21 protein-coding genes are annotated in these 21,880 nt (G+C 68.2%); 14 read left to right on the top strand and 7 right to left on the bottom strand.

Annotated elements, in window-relative coordinates; all coding sequences use genetic code 11:
- Nucleotides 1–124: 124 nt before the first annotated feature.
- Nucleotides 125–1,033, bottom strand: a complete 909-nt coding sequence (locus AC6LKD_RS26305) for a LysR family transcriptional regulator (protein ID WP_498117890.1) — start codon at nt 1,031–1,033, stop codon at nt 125–127.
- Nucleotides 1,034–1,158: 125 nt separating this feature from the next.
- Between AC6LKD_RS26305 and AC6LKD_RS26300 the strand changes: the two genes are divergently transcribed.
- Genes AC6LKD_RS26300 through AC6LKD_RS26290 form a run of 3 tightly spaced genes read left to right on the top strand, consistent with a single transcriptional unit; the run spans nt 1,159 to nt 3,692 of the window.
- The gene (locus AC6LKD_RS26300; RefSeq protein WP_498117889.1) at nt 1,159–2,067 is read left to right on the top strand and encodes an NAD(P)-dependent oxidoreductase; all 909 of its coding nucleotides are present in this window, start codon (nt 1,159–1,161) and stop codon (nt 2,065–2,067) included.
- Nucleotides 2,068–2,110: 43 nt separating this feature from the next.
- Entirely contained in the window at nt 2,111–3,076 is a 966-nt protein-coding gene (locus AC6LKD_RS26295) for a Bug family tripartite tricarboxylate transporter substrate binding protein (RefSeq protein WP_498117888.1), read from the top strand.
- Nucleotides 3,077–3,110: 34 nt separating this feature from the next.
- On the top strand, nt 3,111–3,692 hold the full coding sequence (locus tag AC6LKD_RS26290) for an amino acid synthesis family protein (protein WP_207466947.1): 582 nt from the start codon (nt 3,111–3,113) through the stop codon (nt 3,690–3,692).
- 69 nt (nt 3,693–3,761) lie between these two features.
- Here AC6LKD_RS26290 and AC6LKD_RS26285 read toward each other — a convergent pair whose 3' ends face one another.
- A complete protein-coding gene (locus AC6LKD_RS26285) occupies nt 3,762–4,451 on the bottom strand; it encodes a FadR/GntR family transcriptional regulator (protein ID WP_498117887.1) in 690 nt (229 codons plus the stop codon).
- A 174-nt stretch (nt 4,452–4,625) separates the two neighbouring features.
- Between AC6LKD_RS26285 and AC6LKD_RS26280 the strand changes: the two genes are divergently transcribed.
- From AC6LKD_RS26280 to AC6LKD_RS26250, 7 genes are all read left to right on the top strand, one after another.
- A complete protein-coding gene (locus AC6LKD_RS26280; RefSeq protein WP_498117886.1) occupies nt 4,626–6,194 on the top strand; it encodes an amidase in 1,569 nt (522 codons plus the stop codon).
- 188 nt (nt 6,195–6,382) lie between these two features.
- The gene (locus AC6LKD_RS26275; RefSeq protein WP_013393058.1) at nt 6,383–7,591 is read left to right on the top strand and encodes an ABC transporter substrate-binding protein; all 1,209 of its coding nucleotides are present in this window, start codon (nt 6,383–6,385) and stop codon (nt 7,589–7,591) included.
- Between the two features lie 147 nt (nt 7,592–7,738).
- On the top strand, nt 7,739–8,629 hold the full coding sequence (locus tag AC6LKD_RS26270; protein WP_013393057.1) for a branched-chain amino acid ABC transporter permease: 891 nt from the start codon (nt 7,739–7,741) through the stop codon (nt 8,627–8,629).
- Nucleotides 8,630–8,631: 2 nt separating this feature from the next.
- Entirely contained in the window at nt 8,632–9,612 is a 981-nt protein-coding gene (locus AC6LKD_RS26265; protein ID WP_207466956.1) for a branched-chain amino acid ABC transporter permease, read from the top strand.
- Nucleotides 9,612–10,349: an ABC transporter ATP-binding protein gene (locus AC6LKD_RS26260; RefSeq protein WP_498117885.1), complete on the top strand. Its 738-nt coding sequence runs from the start codon at nt 9,612–9,614 to the stop codon at nt 10,347–10,349. The genes AC6LKD_RS26265 and AC6LKD_RS26260 overlap by 1 nt, the downstream gene beginning before the upstream one ends.
- Nucleotides 10,342–11,076 carry an ABC transporter ATP-binding protein gene (locus AC6LKD_RS26255; RefSeq protein ID WP_013393054.1) on the top strand — a complete coding sequence of 245 codons (735 nt, stop codon included), beginning with the start codon at nt 10,342–10,344 and terminating at the stop codon, nt 11,074–11,076. Before AC6LKD_RS26260 ends, AC6LKD_RS26255 begins: the two co-directional genes overlap by 8 nt.
- Nucleotides 11,076–11,573: an ureidoglycolate lyase gene (locus AC6LKD_RS26250; RefSeq protein ID WP_498117884.1), complete on the top strand. Its 498-nt coding sequence runs from the start codon at nt 11,076–11,078 to the stop codon at nt 11,571–11,573. Before AC6LKD_RS26255 ends, AC6LKD_RS26250 begins: the two co-directional genes overlap by 1 nt.
- Before the next feature lie 47 nt (nt 11,574–11,620).
- On the opposite strand, the gene AC6LKD_RS26245 is transcribed toward AC6LKD_RS26250, so the two are convergent.
- From AC6LKD_RS26245 to AC6LKD_RS26235, 3 genes are all read right to left on the bottom strand, one after another.
- Nucleotides 11,621–12,250, bottom strand: coding sequence for a class I SAM-dependent methyltransferase (locus AC6LKD_RS26245; protein ID WP_498117883.1), 630 nt, complete (start codon nt 12,248–12,250; stop codon nt 11,621–11,623).
- Between the two features lie 151 nt (nt 12,251–12,401).
- A complete protein-coding gene (locus tag AC6LKD_RS26240) occupies nt 12,402–14,258 on the bottom strand; it encodes a phosphoenolpyruvate carboxykinase (GTP) (protein WP_498117882.1) in 1,857 nt (618 codons plus the stop codon).
- Nucleotides 14,259–14,403: 145 nt separating this feature from the next.
- Nucleotides 14,404–16,026: an acyl-CoA synthetase gene (locus tag AC6LKD_RS26235; RefSeq protein ID WP_498117881.1), complete on the bottom strand. Its 1,623-nt coding sequence runs from the start codon at nt 16,024–16,026 to the stop codon at nt 14,404–14,406.
- 123 nt (nt 16,027–16,149) lie between these two features.
- Here AC6LKD_RS26235 and AC6LKD_RS26230 point away from each other — a divergent pair, with 123 nt between their 5' ends.
- Complete coding sequence (locus AC6LKD_RS26230; RefSeq protein ID WP_498117880.1) at nt 16,150–16,875, top strand: TetR/AcrR family transcriptional regulator; 726 nt, start codon at nt 16,150–16,152, stop codon at nt 16,873–16,875.
- Here AC6LKD_RS26230 and AC6LKD_RS26225 read toward each other — a convergent pair.
- Nucleotides 16,839–17,750, bottom strand: coding sequence for an SDR family oxidoreductase (locus AC6LKD_RS26225; RefSeq protein ID WP_498117879.1), 912 nt, complete (start codon nt 17,748–17,750; stop codon nt 16,839–16,841). The genes AC6LKD_RS26230 and AC6LKD_RS26225 overlap by 37 nt on opposite strands.
- A 136-nt stretch (nt 17,751–17,886) precedes the next feature.
- Here AC6LKD_RS26225 and AC6LKD_RS26220 point away from each other — a divergent pair, with 136 nt between their 5' ends.
- Nucleotides 17,887–18,681, top strand: a complete 795-nt coding sequence (locus AC6LKD_RS26220) for an enoyl-CoA hydratase/isomerase family protein (protein WP_498117878.1) — start codon at nt 17,887–17,889, stop codon at nt 18,679–18,681.
- Here the strand turns inward: AC6LKD_RS26220 and AC6LKD_RS26215 are convergent.
- Nucleotides 18,678–19,556, bottom strand: a complete 879-nt coding sequence (locus AC6LKD_RS26215; RefSeq protein ID WP_498117877.1) for a LysR family transcriptional regulator — start codon at nt 19,554–19,556, stop codon at nt 18,678–18,680. The genes AC6LKD_RS26220 and AC6LKD_RS26215 overlap by 4 nt on opposite strands.
- A 119-nt stretch (nt 19,557–19,675) precedes the next feature.
- On the opposite strand from AC6LKD_RS26215, the gene AC6LKD_RS26210 reads away from it, so the two are divergent.
- Entirely contained in the window at nt 19,676–21,175 is a 1,500-nt protein-coding gene (locus tag AC6LKD_RS26210; RefSeq protein WP_498117876.1) for an MFS transporter, read from the top strand.
- A 26-nt stretch (nt 21,176–21,201) separates the two neighbouring features.
- Nucleotides 21,202–21,880, top strand: a 679-nt coding sequence (locus AC6LKD_RS26205) for a M20/M25/M40 family metallo-hydrolase (RefSeq protein WP_498117875.1), incomplete at its 3' end; no start/stop codon positions are given.

The following is a 21,880-nucleotide window of genomic DNA, read 5'->3' as shown; positions in this document are numbered from 1 at the left end:
AACGGGAATGCAGTTGAGCCGATGCTAGCGGGGCTTTGGCGCAGTCACAAGTTCCGTCGAAGTGGTCTTCAGCATGCTGATGCTGGGAAATGCTGCCAACCTGCTCCAAAGTTCATAACACGCTCTAGGGCCGGCCCGCCTTGCGCGACGCGCGCGCATGCTCCTTGATCAGGCGCACGAAACGCTGCACTTGCCGGCTGGGACGGTCGAAGCGCGAACGCACCAGGCTCAGCGATAGCGGTATCGACTCGCGCAACGGCCGCGTCACCACGCCGGGCCAGCCCTGCTGCCCGACCGAGAACTCATCGACGATGGCCACGCCCGCGCCCACCCGCACCAACGCGCAGGCCAGTTCGGCGCGCACGATTTCCACGGCCGGATTCCAGCTGACGCCCGCGCGCTGGAAGGCCGCGGCCACCAGTTGCCCGAACGGGATGTTGCGGTTGTAGAGGATCAGCTTGCACTCGGCCAGTTCGGCCAGGCTCACCGCCCGCCGCGAGGCCAGGGGATGGCCTTGCGGCAGGATGCAGACCATCTCGCCGGTGGCCAACGGCTCCACCACCAGATTGGGATGGTCGATGGGCAGCACGGACACCGCCAACTCCGCCTTGCGCCCCAGCAGTTCGTGCGCCATGTCGGACAGCAGCGTGGTGTGGAACTTGAGCCTGACCTTGGGGTAGAGCTCCAGGTACTGCGCAATCACGGGGGGCACGAAGTTCAGCGCCAGGCTGGGGCTGGAACACAGGGTCAATGCGCCCTCGGGCCGTTCGGCCAGGTCGCGCGCCAGTTCATCGATGCGCAGGGCTTCGTCGAACAACGCCCCCACCTCCTCGAACAGGCGCTGCGCTTCCGGGGTGGGCGTGAGCTTGCCCTTGTCGCGTTCGAAGAGCTGCAGGCCCAGGCTCTGCTCGGTGTGGGCGATGAGGCGGCTGATGGCTGGCTGCGACACGAACAGCAGCTTGGCCGCGCCATTCATGGAACCGGTCAGCATCACCGCCCGGAACACTTCCATCTGCCTGAGCTTGAAACGCATGGCTGATCCGATAATCGTTTGTTATAACCCCTGGCCAACTTAGCATAAGCGCTGCTATCACGCATTCATTAGCATTCCAGATGGCTCCTGGCACGTATCCCAGGGCGATTCGATAAAGGGAATGCATGACACTGACAGTAGGATTCGTGGGCCTGGGCATGATGGGCCTGCCCATGCTGGAAAACCTCGCCGGCGGCGAAGAAGTCTTCAACATCCTGGCGTATGACCGCGACCCCGCGCGCCTGGAGCGCCTGGCCGGGCATCCCGCATGGAACCGGACGCTCAAACCGGCCGCCAGCCTGCAAGCCCTGGCCGCTTGCGACGTGGTCATCACCATGCTGCCCGACAGCGCCATCACCAATGCGGTCATCGAAGGCGAGCACGGACTGGCGGGCGCGATGCGTCCCGGCTCCGTGCTGCTGGACATGGGCTCATCCAATCCGGCCGAAACGCTGCGGCTGGCGCCGCGCCTGCGCGAGGCGGGCATCACGCTCATCGACGCGCCGGTGTCGGGCGCGGTGGCCAAGGCCGCCGCCGGCACGCTGGCCATCATGGTGGGCGCCGACGCGGACGGACTGGAACGCGTGCGTCCGCTGCTCTCGCGCATGGGCGCTTCGCTCATCCACACCGGGGCGGTGGGCTCCGCGCACGCCATGAAGGCGCTGAACAATTATGTCTACGCGGCCGGCCTGCTGGCGGCCAGCGAGGCGCTGCTGATCGCGCAAGGCATGGGCCTGGACCTGGAGGTGTTCACCGACGTGCTCAACGCCTCCAGCGGCCGCAACGTCGCCACCGAAACCAAACTGCGCCAGTTCATCGTGCCCGGCACCTACAACGGCGGCTTCGCCCTGGCCTTGATGGCCAAGGACCTGCGCACCGCCGACGCGCTGCAGGCGCTGGCCGGCGTTCCGGCCACGCAACTGTCGCTGTGCACGGAACTGTGGCAGCGCGCGCTGGCGGACATGCCCGCTGGCGTGGACAACACCGAGATCCACCGCTACCTGGAACGCCTGCAAGCCCGCGCGCCGGCCTGATCCCGCGCCGCCCCAACAATAAACACATCCACAGGAGACAAGCATGAAACGATCCGCCGCCACGCTCGCGCTGGCGCTGGTGCTGGGCGCGCCGCTCGCGTCCGCCGGCGCCGCGGGCTATCCCGACCACCCCATCCGCATGGTCGTGCCCTTCCCGCCAGGCAGCATCACCGACGTGGTGGCGCGCAGCCTGGGTAAAGCCATGGCCGACGATTTGGGCCAGCCGGTGGTAGTGGAGAACAAGCCTGGCGCCAACGGCATCATCGGCACCCACGACGTGGCCCGCGCCAAGCCTGACGGCTACACCCTGGTGGTGGTGGGCGTGTCCACGGCGGCCAGCGGCGTGAGCCTGTTCAAGGACCTGCCCTACAACCCCGCCACCGACCTCGCGCCCATCGGCGCCGTCGCCGAAACGCCTTACCTGCTGGTGGGTTCGCCGCGCATGCCGGGCACCCAGGTCTCCGATCTGTTCGCCTATGGCGCCCGGCATCCCGGCAAGCTCACCTATGCCTATGGCTCGGGCAGCGCGCAGGTGTTCGGCGCCAAGCTGGCGGCCATGGGCAAGATCAACGTCACGCCGGTGCCCTACCGCGGCGGTCCTCAGGCGCTCACCGACGTCATCGGCGGCACCGTCGACCTGACCTTCACCGACCTGGCCAACGGCCTGCAGCAGGCACGCGCCGGCAAGGTCAAGACCTACGGCGTCAGTACGCCGGAACGCTTTCCGCTGGCGCCGGACATCCCCACGCTCAACGAAACCGGCGCCCCCGGCTTCGACCTGACCGTGTGGTTCGGCCTGATGGGTCCGGCCGGCCTGCCCGCGCCCGTGGTCGAGCGCCTGTCGCAATCGCTGGGCAAAGCCTTGGCCAATGGCGAACTCAAGCAGACCTATGAACGCCAGGGCCTGACGGTCAAGCAGCAGACCCCGGCCGAATTCGGCGGCTTCGTGCGCGCCGAGATCGACAAATGGGCGGCCATCGTCAAGGAAACCGGCATTCCGCCGCAATGAACGCCCTCTTCAACCGCAACTTGGAATTCACCGCATGTCGCTGATCGATATCCGCAAACGCTGCCTCATCGTCGAGACCACCTACCACGAGAACGGCCCGGCGCCCGAGCGGCCGCTCAAGCTTGCCGCCGCCTGCGCCGTCATCCGCAATCCCTATGCCGGCCGCTACGAACCGGACCTGATGCCCTTCATGGCCGAACTGCGCAGCCTGGGCACGCTGCTGGCGACCGAGTTGGTGGACACGCTGGGCGGCAAGGACCAGATCGAGGTCTACAGCAAGGCCGCCATCGTCGGCCTGGACGGCGAAATGGAGCATGGCGCGGTCTGGCACGAGGCCGGCGGCTGGGCCATGCGCAGCGTGTTGGGCGAGCCCCGCGCCATGGTGCCCGCCGTCAAGGCCGTGGCCGTGGCCGGCTACCGCATGATGGTGCCGGTGCACTACATCCACGCTTCCTACGTGCGCAGCCACTTCAACAGCATCGAGATCGGCATCCAGGATGCGCCGCGCGCCAATGAGATCCTGTTCGCCCTGGTCATGGGCACGGGCGGCCGGGTGCATTCGCGGCTGGGCGGGTTGACCAAGGAAGCCGTGGCGGTGCACGACGGACAACGGTAGCGGCTGCGCCGCTCGATGCGCGCAGAGCACAGGCAGAAGCCCCGGAACCTGTGCCGGCCTGAACAGGCCCTAGGCGCCCGGAATCGTCAGCGCCAGGCCCGCGCGGTCCGCCACATTGCAGATGTGGGCGCGCATGGCGCGGCGCGCGGCCTCGGCCGAGCCGGTGGCCAGTGCGTCGATGATGGCCGCATGTTCGGTTATCGGCTCGCGCACGCGCGCGGGATCGGCGAACGCCACCTGCCGGCTGCCGTCGACCACATCGGCGATGCTCTCGGCCAGGTCCAGCAGCATGGGGCTGCCGGCGATCTCGTACAGGCAGGCGTGAAAAGCGCTGTCGCCTTCCGACATCGCCACCAGGTCGCCGGCGTCGGCGGCCTGTTCCATGTGCGTGATGGTGGCGCGCAATCGGGACAGCCCCGCCTGCGTGACGACGCCCGCCGCCAGACCGGCGGCCAGTTCTTCCAGCTGATTACGCACCAGATAGACGTCGCGCAAGGCATAGCGGCCCTGGAAGCGCCAGCGGCCGTAAGCGCTGCCCAGGCCTTTTTCGCCAGGCCGGGCGATGAACACGCCGCGGCCGGCTTCACTGCGCAGCAGCCCCAGCCCTTCCAGCATGGTGATGGCCTCGCGCAGCGAGGCGCGGCTGACGCCTAGTTCCTCGGCCAACTGGCGTTGCCCGGGCAGTTTGCCGGCCTCGGCCCAATCGCGCTGGCGGATACGGGCCTGCAACTGCTGGGCTATGTGTTCGACGGTGTTCATCGCGGAATTCTCAAGGCGTGGGCGCGCGGCGGTCGCCCGGTTTGGCGTTGACAGCCATATACTGCCTGGGCATTATGACATTCAACTGGTCTGACCGGTTAGGATAAAGCCGTACTGCAAAGCGCCCCGGCACGGCCGCGGGCCCCACGCCCCTTCTTGTTCATAGCGCCGCTCATGACCGACCTCTACGACCGATTTTCCCGCGCCGTCGACGCGATGGCCCGACTGGCTGACTACCCCTATTCCGAACGCCGCCAGGCCTGGATGGACCGGCTGCGCATCAACCTGCCCGAATTGACCGTGCTGGACTCGCTGGCGCCGGAAGCCGAGCTGGGCTACCTGGCGCCGCCTGCCGCGCCAGCCGATAAACTGCCCGCCGCGCAGGCCGGCCGCGGCGTCGCGGTGTCGCGCCACGCGCGCGGCATCGCCGCCATTGCGCGCGAATGTCGCGACGATCCGGCGCGCGCGGCCGAGGCCGCCAAGGCCGCGCTGGCTGCGGCCCGCCAGCAGGTTGACCTGAACGCCTTCATCAGCCTGTCCGACACGCCGGCACTGGATGGCGCAGCGGCCGCGGCCGCGCGCAAGCTGCGCGAAGGCGCCGCCATGCCGCTGATGGGCGTGCCGATAGCCGTCAAGGACCTGATGCAGGTCGCGGGCTTTCCCCAGACCAATGGCAGCGGTGGCCTGAAGCCGCCGCCCGCGCTGCGCGATGCGCTGGCGGTGGCGCGGCTGCGCGAAGCCGGCGCGCTGGTGGTCGGCACCACCAACCTGCATGAGCTGGCCTACGGCATCACCAGCGAAAACCCGCATTACGGCTGGGTCGGCAATCCGCGCGGGGCGGGCTATACCGCGGGCGGCTCCAGCGGCGGCTCGGCCGCGGCGGTGGCCGCCGGCATCGTCCGCCTGGCCATAGGCACGGACACGGCGGGCTCCATCCGCATCCCTGCCGCCTGCTGCGGCGTGGTCGGGTTCAAACCCACCTTCGACGCCATTTCGCGCGAGGGCGCGCAGGCGCTGGGCGCCAGCCTGGACCACCTGGGGCCCATCGCCGCCAGCGTGGCGGACGCCGCCCTGGCCTATTCCATCATGTCGGGCCAGGCGGAACGCACCGTCAGCGCGGGCGCGCTGACCGGTCTGCGCGTGGGCGTGCCGCGCAATTACTTCTACGACCCGCTGGCCGAGGACGTGGCGCAGGCGGTCAACCATGCGCTGGCGCTGATGCAGGCCGACGGCGCCACGCTGGTGCCGCTGGACCTGCCGGGCGTCGAGCACAGCGCGGCGCTGCAATTCGCCACCCTGTGCAGCGAAGCCACCGACATCCACTGGCGCCGGCTGGTCGACCAGCCCGAGACCCTGGGCGACGACGTGCGGGTGCGCCTGGAGATCGGCCAGTTCCTGCCCGCCACCTGGTACACGCGGGCGCAGCGCGGCCGCGCCGCGCTGGCGCAGATGTTCGACCAGGCGATGCAGTCGGTGGACGTACTGGTCACTCCCACCCTGCGCATCGAGCCGCCGCGTTCCGGCGCAGGCGCAGTCACGCTCGCCGGCCGCGAAGTGCCGCTGCACACCGCCGTCACGGGGCTGACCATGCCTTTCAACCTGACCGGCATGCCGGCGCTGACCTTGCCCTGCGGCAGCGGCCGCAACGGCCTGCCGCTGGGCTTGCAGATCGCCGGCGCGCGCGGCGCCGACTGGCGCGTGCTGAACACGGCCGCACGCGTGGAAAACCTGCTGGCGGCCTGACGCCACGGTAATGGCCGGCGCCCTCGCTGGCGCCAGCCATCATGCTGACAAGCTCAAACTGCTGGTAAGCCCTAACTGGTCAGACCGGTACTACAGGATTAAAAAACAGGCAGAATTCCCGCCCGCCGACACCGTTCGCCCGCGCGAATGGCGGCATCGCCGTACCTCCTTTCCAAAAGGAAACCACGATGAAACTGCTCCGCCTCGCCGCAGCCGTATCCGCGGTCGTACTCGCCTCTGCCGCCCATGGCGCCGATCCCGTGGTCATCGGCGTGAGCATCGCGCAATCGCCGCCCGGCTCGGTGGTGCAAGGCACCCAGGTCAAAGACGGCGTGGAGATCATCGCCAAGATGATCAACGACAAGGGCGGCGTGCTGGGCCGGCCGCTGAAGATCATCTACGAAGACAACCAGGGCATCCCGGAAAAGGGCCGCGCGGCGGCCGAAAAACTGATCTCGCGCGACAAGGTCGTGGCGGTGACGGGCGGCCACCAGAGCTCGGTCTGCCTGGCCGAGATCGAAGTCGCGCACCGCTACAAGGTGCCCTACGTCAACACCAATTGCTGGTCCGACGACGTGCGCGCCAAGGGCTATCCGGAAGTCTTCAATCCGGCCAACTACAACACCCGCGTTTCCAGCGCCATGGCCGACACCATTGCCGCGCTCAAGGTCAAGAGCGTGGTCGCCTTCGCCGAGAACACCGACTACGGCATCGGTCAGGCCAAGCTGCTGGGCGAATTCCTCAAGAAGGCCGCGCCGCAAACCCAGTACAAGTACATCGCGCTGGACCGCGCCGGCAAGGACTTCACGCCTGCCGTGCTGCCCCTGCGCGCCAGTCCGCCCGACCTGGTGGTCAACATCATGCTGCCGCCGGCCGCCTACATCCTGATGAACCAGTTGTACGAACAGGGCGTGGCGCCCAGCGCCAAGACCTGGTTCTATGACGGCGCCGGCATCGCCGACTATCCCGACTTCTGGAAGAACGTGAAGGAAGCCGGCAAGTACATGCTGGCCTTCGGCCTGTACCACCCGCAAATGCCCATGCCGCAGATCGGCATGGACGTGGCCGCCACTTACCAGAAGCAGGCCAAGACCGAACCCAACCGCCTGATCTTCCAGGCCGCGGACTCGGTGCTGCTGATCGCCCGCGCGATCGAAGAGGCCAAGTCCACCGACAGCGCCGCCATCATCAAGGCGCTGCAAGGCATGCAGTTCGAAGGCGTGCGCGGCAAGTTCGGTTTCTCGCAGCAGCCGGGCTACACCTACCAGCAATGGGTCGACATTCCCTACGTCACCTATCAGCTGACCGAGGTCGACCAGCCGCTGAGCAAGACCACGCTGATCCAGGCCACCGGCCAGCCGCTGCAGGTCGACAAACTCGTCAAGCCTGCCAAGTAACGGTACCCCCACGCCGCGCCTTCGGCTTGCTGCCCCCCGAGGGGGCGCTTTTTGCCTTGGGGCGGCCCGGCGGCAAAAAGAACCGGATCACCTCCACAGCATGACCGCAACACGCCGGGGCCACGCCCCGGTGCCAGGGAGAATCGAGTGCTGGCATTGGACCTGTTCGTCAACGGCCTGATCATCGGCCTGTACTACGCGCTGATGGCGGTCGGCCTGACCATGATCTTCGGCATCCTGAAGGTCGTGAACTTCGCCCACGGCGAGTTCTACATGATAGGCGCCTACACCTACACCCTGGTGTCGCTGGCCCTGGGCGTACCGCCCTGGCTGGCGCTGCCCATCGCGGCCGCCGCCGGCGCGCTGCTGGGCTGGGCCACGGAACGCTGGCTGATGCGCCCGCTGTACGCGGGTTACGGCTCATGGGGGTTGATGAAGGATGAGTACGCGGTCGTGGTCACCTTCGGCCTGTCGCTGCTGCTGATCAACCTGGTGGACAAGGTCGTCGGCCCCTACCCCATGCGCGGCCCCGCGCTGTCCGACGTGACGCGCATGGCCGTCGGCCCATTCATGATGAGCGGCCAGAAGCTGATCACCGCGGGCCTGTCCATCGTGCTGCTGATCGGGCTGGCGCTGTTCATCAAGCGCTCGCTATGGGGCCGGCAGGTGCAGGCGGTGGCACAGAACCGGCTGGGCGCGTCCATCGCCGGCATCGATACGGCGCGCGCCAGCAGCATCATCTTCATGGCCTCCGGCGTGCTGGCGGCGCTGGCCGGCGCGCTGCTGGCGCCGGTCATCAATCCGGCGCCGGACGTGGGCGCGTTCCCGGCCATCAAGTCCTATGTGATCGTGGTGATAGGCGGCATGGGTTCAATTCCCGGCAGCATCGTGGCGGCGCTGGCGCTGGGCGTGCTGGAGAGCTTCGGCGCGGTCTACCTGTCCTATGACTACCGCGACACCTTCGGGCTGGCGCTGTTGATCCTGATTCTGCTGTTCCGGCCCAAGGGTCTGTTCGGCGAACGCGCGCGGGAGGTCTGACCATGGAACCGCTGGCCCATCCCAATCTGCTGCGCAACAAGCTGAGCCAGGAAATGCGGCTGTCGCTGCTGTTCCTGGCGGTGCTGGCGCTATTGCCGCTGGGCGTGTCCTCGCCCTACTGGCTGGGCGTTCTGATCGTCAGCATGTACTTCGCCATGCTGGCCTGCGGCTGGAACCTGCTGGCGGGCTACGCCGGCCAGTTCTCGCTGGCGCCCGCGGCCTTCGCCATGCTGGGCGGCTACACCACCGGCCTCCTGGCCTACCACTGGAAGGTGCCGCTGTGGCTGGGCCTGCCGCTGTCGGCGGTGGTGCCGGGGCTGGTCGGCCTGGTGCTCGGCCGCATCGTGCTGCGGCTGTCGGGCCCCTACCTGGCGCTGACCACGCTGTCCTTCGCCGAGATCGTGCGCCTGGTGATCTACAACTCCATCGACTTCACCCGCGGCGACCAGGGGCTGCACGTGCCGGCGCTGCTGGAAAGCCGGGTCGGCAATTACTACCTGTTCCTGGCCGCGCTGGCGGCGGTGACCTTGCTGATCTTCCTGTTGCTGCGGGCGCGTCCTGGACGCTTCCTGCAAGCGATCCGCGACGACGAGATCGGCGCGGCCAGCCGCGGCATAGACGTGGTGCGCTACAAGACGCTGGCCTTCCTGGTCAGCTGCGCCATCTGCGGCTTCGCCGGCGGCCTGTACGGCACCTTCGCGCAGTTGGTCAGCCCGGAACTCGGCATCGTGACGCAGACCGGCATGGTGATCGCCATGGTCGTGATCGGCGGCATGGGCACGCTGGTCGGGCCGCTCTTGGGCGCGGTGCTGGTGTACGTCGCGTCGGAACTGTTGCGCGACGTGGGCAACATCCAGATGATCGTGTTCGCGCTGCTGGTCATCATCTTTGCGCGCTTCTTCCGCGAAGGGCTGTGGGGCCTGGCGCGCCGCGCCTTCCTGCGCCGCTCCGGCGGCGCCCGCGCCAGCGCCAGGGGGGCCTGATGCCACTGCTGCAGATATCCGGAATACAAAAACGTTTCGGCGGCCTGTTGGCCGTGAACGGCGCGGGCATGGACGTCGCCGACGGCGAACTGCTGGGGCTGATCGGCCCCAACGGTTCCGGCAAGACCACCTTGCTCAACGTGCTGTCCGGCCACCTGGCGGCGGACGCGGGCCAAGTGCGCCTGGACGGCCGCAGCGTGATGGGCCTGAACCCCACTCAACTGACGCGCCTGGGCGTGCTGCGCATGTTCCAGATGACCCGGGTCTTCAACCGGGTCAGCGCCTACGACAACCTGATCGTGTGCGGGCTGGCCATGGGCCTGGACGAGGCGGCCGCCAGCCGGCGCGCACTGGAGCTGCTGGAAGAACTCAAGCTGATGCACGTCATGCACCTGGACGCCGGCCAGTTGTCGGGCGGGCAGAAGAAGCTGCTGGAGTTCGGCGCCTGCTTCATGGCGCCGCCGCGCATTACTTTGCTGGACGAGCCCTTCGCCGCCGTGCACCCCGTCATGAAGGAAACCATGTCCGAGTTCATCCGCCGCCGCAACCAGAGCGGCCAGACCTTCATCCTGGTCAGCCACGACATGCCGGTGGTGGTGGACCTGTGCCCGCGCTCGGTGTGCATGAACGCCGGCCGGGTGCTGGCCGATGGTCCGACCCAACAGGTGCTGCGCGAACCCGCGGTGATCGAAGCCTATCTGGGCGAACAGGGACAAGAGGAGCAGGACCATGCCTGACACGCTGCTCGCCATGGAAGGCGTGACCGCGGGCTATATGGGCGACATCGACGTGCTGCGCAACGTCTCGCTCACGGTGCAGGCCGGCCGCATCAGCGGCCTGATCGGCCTTAACGGCGCGGGTAAGTCCACGCTGATGAAAGCCATCTGCGGCTTCCTGCGGCCCAAGTCCGGCCGCGTCACGCGCGCCGGGCGCGATATCTCGGGCCAGCCGCCGCACCGCATGATCGACGACGGCCTCTGGTACATCCCGCAGGAATCCAGCCTGTTCCCCTACCTGACGGTGGAGGAGAACCTGCGCCTGCCGCTGGAAGGCCGGCGCAAGCGCTACGGCGACGTGCTGGAGCCGCGTTTCACTGAAACGCTGGAGCGCTTTCCGGTGCTGAAGGAAAAGCTCAAGGACCAGGCCGGCAACCTGTCCGGCGGCCAGCAGAAGTCGCTGGAATTCGCCAAGGCCTACATGGTGCAGCCGCAGGTCTGCCTGATCGACGAGCCCAGCATCGGGCTGGCGCCGCGCGTGGCGGCTGAAGTCTTCCAATGGATCCGCGCCTTCGCCGATGCCGGCATGGGCATCCTGCTGGTGGACCACAACGTACGCCGGGTGGTGGCCATGTCCAATCACATCTACGTGCTCAGCCTGGGCGAAATCACCGCGTCCGGCTCGCCCGAGGATTTCGCCGGCGACCTGCACGAGCAGGTGCGCGAATGGCTGGGGATCAACTTCTGATGGCCGCCCGGACTCTCACCGCGCAGCCCCTGTCCGCCGCCGCCTTCGCGCCCTACGGCGAGGTCGTCAGCAGCGCGGACCGCGCCGGCCGTTCCATCAACGCCGGCACCTCGCTGCGGGTGGAAATGGGCGAACCCGATCTGCTGGACGCGGGCGGCCGGCCGTCGCTGTCGGTATTCCGCGCGCAGGCGATCGCCCTGCCCTTTGCCGCGCGCATGCTGGAACGCCACCGTCTGGGCAGCCAGACCTTCCTGCCGCTGGCGGGCACGCCGTATGTGGTGCTGGTGGCGCTGGGCGTGGACGCGCCGGACCCGGCCACCTTGCGCGCCTTCATTGCTGGCGCGGGCGTGGGCATCACGCTGCGCCGGGATGTCTGGCATCACCCGCTGATGGCGCTGGCCGACGGCGAATTCGCCGTGCTGGAACGCGCCGGTCCCGCGGTGGATTGTGAGTTGGCGGATCTGCCCAACGCGCCCTGGACGATCCAGGCCGCTTGAGTCCAAGCCAGGCTCAGTCCGCAGTTCCCTTTGGTATCGGCAGGCGGCTAACCCGTCCGCCGCCAGACGCTGGCCAGCCAGGGCTGCTGCTCGCGCGGCAGGCCCTGCGGCCGGTAGTAGTGTTCAAGTTCCTCGAAGCCCGCCGCCGTCATCAGGGCGCTCCAGCCTTCCAGGTCATGGTAGGCGCCGTAGCGGCCGCGATTCCAGCCTTCCTGGTTGCCGCCACGCGGGTTTGAACTGAACAGCACGCCGCGCGGCTTGAGCGCGCCGTGCAAGGCCTGCAACACCTGCGGCAGCTCCTGGCCAGGCACATGAAACAAGGCGGCATTGGCGAATATGCCGTCGAAGCGGCCTGGCGGCAGCGCCAGGCGCAGAAAGTCCTGCTGCCAGACCTCGCAGCCGCTCGCCTGCCGCGCCATCTCGACGAAGCGCGGCGTGCCGTCCAGGCCGACCGCGCGATGGCCCAGCGCGGCGAACGTTTTCAGGTCGCGCCCCGGCCCGCAGCCGAAGTCCAGGATGTCGTAGGGAGGATCGCCTTCGATGTGGCGCAAGAGCGCCGCGATGTTCTGGCTGACGTCGTGGTCCCGGGTGCCGGCCTCGAACGATTCCGCGTTCTCTTGATAATGCGCGACGGTCAGGGAACTGATTTTGGCGAGGTCTTCGGCGTCGAGTTTCATGCGGCCATTGTGCCGCAAAAGCGGCATGCAGCCGAAGTCGGAAGCCTGATCTGCCTGGGTGACTGGCACTCGGGCAGATCAGGTTTCCCATGAGGTGTCAGGCACCCGGCGGGCGCCGGTGCCTGACAGCCTTGCAACGCATAGCCGGGCCTCAGGCCGCCAGCCGCCCTTCGATCTTGGCCTTGGCGGCCGGCAGATCCTCGGGCAGGCCCTGCGCCAACTGGGCGAACAGCTCGTCATGCAGCGCCAGTTCGTCGCGCCAGGCGGCGGCATCCACCGACATGACCTGCTCGAACTTGTCCGGACTGAATTCCAGGCCGGTCCAGTCGATGTCCTGGTAGCTGGGCGAAATTCCGAACACCTGGTCCACGCCCTTGGACTGGCCGTCGATGCGGCCCAGCATCCAGCGCAGCACGCGCATGTTGTCGCCGAAGCCGGGCCAGACGAACTTGCCGTCCGGACCCTTGCGGAACCAGTTGACGCAGTAGATGCGCGGCAAGGTGGCGCCGGCGGCTTCCAGCTGCTTGCCCAGCTTCAGCCAGTGGCTGAAGTAGTCGCTCATGTTGTAGCCGCAGAACGGCAGCATGGCGAAGGGATCGCGGCGCACCACGCCCTGCTGGCCGGCGGCCGCAGCGGTGGTTTCCGAACCCATGGTGGCGGCCATGTAGACGCCTTCGACCCAGTTGCGGGCTTCGGTGACCAGCGGCACGGTGGTGGAGCGGCGGCCGCCGAAGATGAAGGCGTCGATGACCACGCCTTCGGGGTTTTCCCATTCGGGGTCGATGGACGGGCATTGCGCGGCCGGCGCGGTGAAGCGCGCGTTCGGGTGTGCCGCCTTGCGGCCGGTTTCGCGCGCGATGGCGGGCGTCCAGTCCTGGCCCTGCCAGTCGATCAGGTGCGCCGGCGGCGTGTCCGTCATGCCTTCCCACCAGACGTCGCCGTCATCGGTGAGCGCCACGTTGGTGAAGATGACGTTGGCCTTGAGCGTGGCCATGGCGTTGAAGTTGGTCTGCTCGCTGGTGCCCGGGGCCACGCCGAAATAGCCGGCTTCCGGGTTGATGGCGTGCAGGCGGCCGTCCTTGCCCGGCTTGATCCAGGCGATGTCGTCGCCGATGGTGGTGACCTTCCAGCCGTCCATGCCTTGCGGCGGGATCAGCATGGCGAAGTTGGTCTTGCCGCAGGCCGACGGGAACGCCGCGGCCACGTGGTACTTGCGGCCCTTGGGCGAGGTCACGCCCAGGATCAGCATGTGTTCGGCCAGCCAGCCCTGGTCTCGGCCCATGGTGGAGGCGATGCGCAGCGCGAAGCACTTCTTGCCCAGCAGCGCGTTGCCGCCGTAGCCCGAGCCGAAGCTCCAGATTTCGCGGGTCTTGGGGAAATGGACGATGTACTTGGTCGGGTTGCACGGCCAGGCCACGTCGGCCTCGCCTTCGGCCAGCGGCTTGCCCACCGAATGCACACAGGGGACGAAGTCGCCGTCGGCGCCCAGCACGTCATACACCTGCTTGCCCATGCGCGTCATGATGCGCATGTTCACGGCCACGTAGGGGCTGTCGGACAGTTCCACGCCGATGTGCGCGATGTCCGAACCCAGCGGGCCCATCGAGAACGGCACCACGTACAGCGTGCGGCCGCGCATGGCGCCGTCGAACAGGCCGTTGAGCGTGTCGCGCATGGCGGCGGGCTCGGCCCAGTTGTTGGTCGGGCCGGCGTCTTCGGCACGGTCGGAACAAATAAAGGTGCGGTCCTCCACGCGGGCGACGTCGGAAGGATCCGAGCACGCCAGGAAGGAATTAGGCCGCTTGGCGGGGTTCAGCCTGCGCATGGTGCCCGCTTGGACCATCTGCTCGCACAGCCGGTCATATTCTTCCTGGGAACCGTCGCACCACACGACCTGGTCCGGCTTGGCCAGGGCAACAAAGCTGGCGACCCAGTCGATCAGGCCGCGGTGCTTCACGTAGGCAGGCACGTTCAAGGCTGCCAATCCCCCATCCAAAGGCTTATTCATCGGGGTTTATCTCCATACTAGTAAGGCTAATGGTGATACGGCCCCAAATGACATGGGGCCGTAGCAATTTGCGCCATCATACTTGCAGCGGCTGGTTGCCCGTCAACCCATCCTCTTGGACGACATTGTCACCGGTTGAGACGGGTCAGATGTAGCTGCCGTCGCGCAACTCGCGGCGGATGATCTTGCCGGTGGCGGTGATCGGCAAACTGGTTACAAATCGGATCGCGCGCGGATACTCATGGGCCGCCAGGCGCTTGCGCACATGAGCTTGAAGATCCTTCACCAACGCGTCGTTACCCTCGTAGCCTTCGTTCAGCACCACATAAGCCATCACGATCTCGGTGCGCTGGGCGTCAGGCACGCCAACCACCGCCGCCATGCGCACCGCGGGGTGGCCGATCAGGCAGTCCTCGATCGGGCCAGGGCCGATGCGGTAGCCGGCGCTGGTGATGACGTCGTCGTTGCGGCCGACGAAGCGGATGAAGCCCTCGGCGTCGCGCACGCCCTGGTCGCCGGTCAGCAGATAGTCGCCGGCGAACTTTTCGGCGGTGGCCTCTGGGTTGTTCCAGTACCCAAGGAACATCACCGGGTCCGGCCGCAATACGCCGATATTGCCCTCCTGTCCATCCGCCACTTCGACGCCACTGTCATCCACAATAGCAACGCGGTGGCCCGGCGCCGCGCGGCCAATGGCGCCGATGCAGGGGTCGAACAGCGACGAGCAGGACGACACCAGCATGTTGCATTCGGTCTGGCCGTAGAACTCGTTGATGGTCACGCCCAGCACGCGCCGGCCCCAGTCTATGAGTTCCGCTCCCAGCGACTCGCCGCCGCTGGCGACCGAGCGCAGCGCCAGCGCGCCGGCCCCGGCGGGAAGCTCGGTGCCGCGCATCATCTTCAGCGCGGTCGGCGGCAGGAAGGTGTGGGTCACGCCGTGGCGCGCCATCAGCTCGAAGGCGCTGGCGCCGTCGAATTTCTCGAAGCGGCGCGCCAGCACCGGCACGCCGTGATGCCAGGACGGCAACAACACGTCCAGCAGGCCGCCGATCCAGGCCCAGTCGGCCGGCGTCCACATCAGCGCGGCGTTTTCCGGGAAGAACTCGTGCGACATCTCCACGCCCGGCAGGTGGCCCAGCAGCACCCGGTGCGCATGCAGCGCGCCCTTGGGCTTGCCGGTGGTGCCCGAGGTATAGATGATGACGGCCGGGTCGTCGGCCGCGGTCGCCGCCGGCGTGTAATCGTCGGACTCGGTCGCCAGCGCGGCGTGGAACGGCACGGCATCGTCCGGGCAGTCCTGGTCGATGCAATAGACCACCTTCAGGTCCGGCAGGCTGGCGCGGATCTCGCGCAGCTTGCGGCAGCCTTCGGCGTCGGTCACCAGCGCCGCCGCGCCGCTGTTGGCCAGGCGGTACTGGATCGCGTCCACGCCGAACAGCGTGAACAGCGGCACCGCCACCGCGCCCATCTTGTAGACGGCGATATGGGTCACCGCGGTTTCCGGGGCCTGCGGCAGGTAGACGGCGACGCGGTCGCCGCGCTTGACGCCATGGCGTTCCAGGCTGTGCGCCAGGCGGTTGGACAGCGCCTTGATCTGATCGAAGGTGTAGCGCGATTGCGCGCCGTCGCTCTTCTCGTAGATCAGCGCCAGGCGGCCGCTGCCGTCGGCCCATTTGTCGCAAGCGTCGACGCCGATGTTGTAGGCCGCAGGCACCTGCCATTGGAACTGGGACGCAAGCTGCGTGTAGGAATCGGCTCTGGACAGCATGGTTTGTCTCTGATGTTGTTGTCGAACGCGCCGGCGCCAGGCGCCAGCGATGTAACGTCTTGCCTCAAACTTGACCCTGGCTCAATAATAAGCCCCGCCCACCTGCAGCCCCTTCCCCATCGCATGGAAAAAGCCGCCACCGTCCCGATGCGCCGCCCGCCGGCCAGCGCCAAATCCGAACAGCGCATCCGCGACATCCTGCGCGTCGCCCGCCAGGTCTTTTCCGAAGCCGGCTTCCAGGCCGCCACCACCACCGAGATCGCGCAGCGCCTGGGCGTGTCCGAGGCCACGGTGTTCACCTATTTCGGCGGCAAGCGCGAACTGTGCGTGCGGGTGATCAGCGACTGGTACGACGAAATCATCGCCAAGGTCGAGGACAGCCTGCCCCACGTGCATGGCGCGCGGGCCCAGCTGCATTACCTGGTGCATGCGCACCTGCGCCACCTGCTGGCCGAAGGCACCGGGCTGTGCGCCTTCATCCTGTCCGAGGGACGCGCGCGCAACGACGACTTCGGCGAGGTCTACGCGCAATTGCAGCGCCGCTACACCGCGCCGCTGATGCGCATCCTGGCCCAGGGCCAGGCCGACGGCGACATCCGCCGCGACATGCCGCTGCGCCTCTTGCGCTCGGCGGTCTACGGGCCGATGGAGCACGTGCTGTGGGACGCCATCCTGCGCGGCGCGCGGGTGGACGTGGCCGCCACCGCTGACCAGCTGGTCGGCTTTCTGTGGCAGGCGCTGCAGCCGCCCGCGCAGGACGCGCTGGCGCTGGCGCAGTTCCGCGGCGACGTGCGGGATGCCCTGCATCGGCTTCAATCGTCGGAAAACAAGGACGGCGGCTCGTACTGAGGAAAGCCGTTGTAAGCCTCGCCCCGCTCGGCGGGCGCCAGGCTCCAGGAATGGCGGGCGTTGGGCACGCCGCCATCCACCCGGATGACGCTGCCGTTGATGAAGGCCGCGGCCGGCGACAGCAGGAACACCACCGCCGCCGCCAGTTCGGCCTCGGTGCCGAAGCGCTGCAGCGGCACTTTCGTTTTCAATTCACGCAGCACGGCGCGGTAATCCTCGTCGTAGCTGTCCATGCCGCTGGAGGCGATCCAGCCCGGCGCCACCGCGTTGACGCGCACGCCCGCATGGGCCCATTCGCAGGCGGCGGTTTCGGTCAGGTTCCAGACGCCGGCGCGCGCCGCGCCCGAATGCCCCATGCCCGGCATGCCGCCCCAGATGTCGGCCAACATATTGACGATGGCGCCGCCGTGCTGGCGCATGTGCTGGGTATAGACCTCGCGCGACATCAGGAAGGTGCCGTGCAGATTGTTCTGCACCACCGCGTTCCAGCCGTTGTAGCTGATGCGGTCCAGCGGAGCGGGGAACTGCCCGCCCGCACAATTGAACAGGCCGTCGATGGCGCCGTGCCGCGCCAGCACATCAGAAACCGCGCCGCGCACGCCGGCTTCGTCTCGGATGTCGCAGGCGTGCAGGCTGATACGGCCGGCGGCTTCCGGGTAAATCCGGGAAATCTCGTCCTGCGCCGCCTGCAGCTTGTCCAGCTTGCGCCCCGCCAGCGCCAGGCCGGCGCCCAGCGACGCCAGCTCGTGCGCGGTGCAGCGGCCCAGGCCGCTGCCGCCCCCCGTCACCAGGATGGTCTTGCCCTCGTAGAGGCCCGGCCGGAATACCGACGCGTAGCGCTGGCCGGCGGCCGCGCCGCCTGGGTGCTGGCTCATGTCTCGCTCCATTATTTTTTTGAGGATAACTCAATATTTATCCCGATTCGATGACAGCAACGGAAATTTCAACCTAGAATCGAACGCTAGTCCCGTTGCTTTATTGAGCCTGAATCAAGAAAACTGGAGACCCGGAATGACCACGCCCGCCCCGCTGGAGATCGCCCACGACGGCCCCATCGCCCGGCTGACGCTGAACCGCCCCGAGATGCGCAACGCGTTCGACGACACGCTGATCGCCGCCCTGACCCACGCCGTGCAGGCGGCGGTGGACGATCCGGCCGTGCGCGTGCTGCTGCTGACCGGCGCGGGCAAGGCCTTCTGCGCGGGCGGCGACCTGAACTGGATGCGCAAGATGGCCACGCTGACCGACGCCGAGAACCGCGCCGACGCGACCAAGCTGGCCAGCATGCTGCACGCGATCTGGTCCTGCCCCAAGCCGGTGGTGGCCTGCGTCAACGGCGACGCCTATGCGGGCGGCATGGGCCTGGTGTCGGCCTGCGACATCGCCATCGCCGCGGACAGCGCGCACTTCTGCCTGTCGGAAACCCGGCTGGGGCTGCTGCCCGCCACCATCAGCCCCTATGTGCTGCGCGCCATGGGCGAGCGCGCGGCCAACCGCTATTTCCTGACCGCCGAACGCTTCGACGCCGCCACCGCCTTCCGGCTGGGCCTGGTGCACGACATCGCCCCCCTGGCCGAGCTGCCGCAGCGCGCCGAGGCGCTGTGCCTCGTCCTGTGCGACAACGGCCCCGGCGCGGTGCAGGCCAGCAAGCGGCTGGTGCGCGACTTCGCCGGCCAGGAAATCGACGCCGCGCTCATCGCCGACACCGTGGAGCGTATCGCGGCCGTGCGCAGCACGGACGAAGCCCGCGAAGGCGTCAGCGCCTTCCTGGAAAAGCGCGAACCCGCCTGGCGCGCGAAGCGCTAGGCGCCCAGCCGTTCGGCCATGAAATCGACGAAGGCCCGCAGCTTGGGCAGCGGATGCCTGCTGTCTGGCCACAGCACGGAAAAACGGCCGCCGGCATCGAGGCAGTCGTCCAACACGGTGGCGAGACGGCCTTCGTCCAAGGCCGCCCGCAGCGCGAAATCAGGCAGGTAGGCCAGGCCCAACCCAGCTTGGGCCGCGCCGATCAACGCCTCCACGCTGTTGAAGCTCAGCGCCGCCGGCGCGGGCGCGACAGGGCCGTCGCGGAACTGCCATGGCTGTACCTGGCCCGTGCCCGGATAGCGATAGGCCAGCCTGGCATGGCCGTCCAGGTCGCCCGGCGCTCGCGGCGTGCCACGGGCGGCCAGATAGGCGGGCGCGCCCGCCACCACGAAGCGATAAGGCCGCAGCGGCCGCGCCCGCAAGCGCGAATCGGCGAACTCCCCGCTGCGTATCACCGCATCCAACCCCTCGCCGATGACATCGACGATGCGGTCGTTGAAATCCAGCTCCAGCTCGATCTCCGGATAGCGGCGGGTGAACTCGGGCAGCAGCGGCAGCAGCAGGCGGTAGCCGATGGCCGGCACGCTGACCCGCAGCCGGCCGCGCGGCGCCTCGCGGCCCCGGGTTACCTCGGCCTCGGCCTCATCCAGTTCGTTCACGATGCGCAGGCAGCGCTCCAGGTAGAGCGCGCCCTCCTCAGTCAGGCTGATGCGCCGCGTGCTGCGGTTGAGCAGGCGCACGCCCAGCCTGTCCTCCAGCCGCGCCACGCTCTTGCCCACGGCCGAGGCCGACAGGCCCAGATGCTCGGCGGCCGCGACATAGCTGCCGCGCTGCGCGGCGTGGACGAAGGCGTGTATACCGCTCAGGCTGTCCATTTCCGTTCCATTAAGGAATATTTATCCGCTCATAAAGGATATGGGCGGTATTTTTGTTTCATTGACGCAATTTTATCCTTCATCGACGCCCATCCCGGCTATTCCAACCTGATTTGTCGATGCCTTCCTCTGCCTCTGTTCCCGTTTCCCCGGGCTGGACCGTGCTTGCCGTCTGCACGGCCGCCCTCATCCTGCCCTTGAGCTTTTCCGGCGGCGCCGTCGCCACCCCCGCCATCGGCCGCGACCTGGGCGGAAGCGCCCAGGCGCTCGGCTGGATCACCAACGCCTTCATGCTGAGCTTCGGCAGCCTGCTGATGGCGGCCGGCACGCTGGCCGACGCCTATGGCCGCAAGCGCCTGTTCGTGTCCGGCGTGGCCTTGTTCGCGCTGGTATCGGTTGCGCTGGCGCTCGCACCCACGGTGGCCTGGCTGGACGGTCTGCGCGCGCTGCAAGGCGTGGGCGCCGCCGCGGCCCTGGCCGGCGGCTCGGCGTCCCTGGCCCACGCCTGCCCGGGTCCGGCGCGCACCCGCGCCTTCGGCCTGCTCGGCGCCAGTTTCGGCGCGGGCCTGGCGCTGGGACCGATGCTGGCCGGACTGCTGATCGACAGCGTGGGCTGGCGCTCGGTCTTCCTGTCGAGCGCCGCGGTCGGCGCGCTGGCGCTGGCCGTCGCCCTGCCCCGGATGCAGGAATCGCGGGACCCGCAAGCAGGCCCGCTGGACTGGGCCGGCAGCCTGGCCTTCACCTGCGCGCTGGCGCTATTGACCTGGGGCATCCTGGAAACACCCGCCGCGCGCGGCGCGTCGGCGCTGGCCTGGAAACTGCTGACCGCCGCGGCGCTGTGCCTGCTGGCCTTCGTGGCGATAGAGCGACGCGTGCGCCGGCCGATGCTGGACCTGGCGCTCTTGCGCTATCCGCGCTTTGTGGGCGTGCAGATGCTGCCCGTGGCCACGTGCTATTGCTATGTGGTGCTGCTGGTGCTGCTGCCGATCCGTTTCATCGGCATCGAGGGGCGCGGCGAAGCCGGCGCGGGACTGGCGATGGCGGCCCTGTCCGCGCCGCTGCTCTTCATGCCGGCGGTGGCCATCTGGACCACGCGCTGGATGAGCGCGGGCCGCAGTTGCGCGCTGGGCCTGCTTGCCGCCGCCCTGGGCCTGTATTGGCTCAGCCGCATCGACGTCGCGCAACCGGCCCAGGCCGCGCTCTGGCCCATGCTGCTGATCGGCGCCGGCACCGGCCTGCCCTGGGGCCTGATGGACGGCCTCTCGATGAGCGTCGCGCCGCCCGAGCGCGCGGGCATGGCCGCCGGCATCTTCAGCACCACCCGCGTGGCCGGAGAAGGCATCGCGCTGGCCTGCGTCAACGCCTTGCTGAGCTTGTTGATCGCCCACCGGCTCGGCGCGGATCCAGGCGCCGCCGCGCAATACCTCGCGGCCGGCGACATGGCGCAGGCCCTGGCCCACCTGCCCGGCGCGGGCCCGGCGCTGCTGCGCCAGGCTTATGACGACGCCTTCCGCCAACTGCTGCACGCGCTGGTCGCGATCACCCTGGCCTGCGCTGCGGTGGTGGCGCTGTTCCTGGATGCGCCGCGCAGCCAGACGCTGCAGACACGCATGCCATAATTCCAGGCGCAATTTCAGGAAGTCTCATGCCACACGCTTTTCCTCCCCTGAACGCCGAGCGCCTCTGGGCCCGCGTCGAAACCCTGTCCCGATACACCCTGCCCGACGTCCCCTGGACGCGCCGCGCGTTCTCGCCGCTGTTCGACGAAGCCCGCGCCTGGCTGCGCAGCGAATTCGAAGCCGCGGGCCTCTCGACCCGCCTGGACGCCGGCGGCAACCTGGTCGGCACGCTGGCCGGGCGCGATCCGGCGCGCAAGCCCATCGCCACCGGCTCGCACTGCGACACCGTCATGGCCGGCGGCCGTTTCGATGGCATCATCGGCGTGCTGGCGGGTATCGAGGTGGCTCACACCCTGCGCGAGCAAGGCGTGCAACTGGAGCACCCCTTCGAGGTCATCGACTTCCTGTCCGAAGAGCCCAGCGACTACGGCATTTCCTGCGTCGGCAGCCGCGCGCTCTGCGGCCAGTTGACGCCCGACATGCTGCAGGCCCGCAACCCCGATGGCGAAACGCTGGCGGCCGGCATTGCCCGCATCGGCGGCGACCCCTCGGCGCTGGGCGCACCGCTGCGCGGCCCAGGCGGCACTGCCGCCTTCGTCGAACTGCATATCGAACAAGGCCCGGTGCTGGAAAGCCGCGGCCTGCCCATCGGCGTGGTCACCAACATCGTCGGCATCCGCCGCGTGCAGATCACGGTGGAAGGCC

This window comes from Achromobacter sp. D7-1, assembly GCF_059760445.1.
This window is presented reverse-complemented; position numbering and strand designations above follow the sequence as displayed.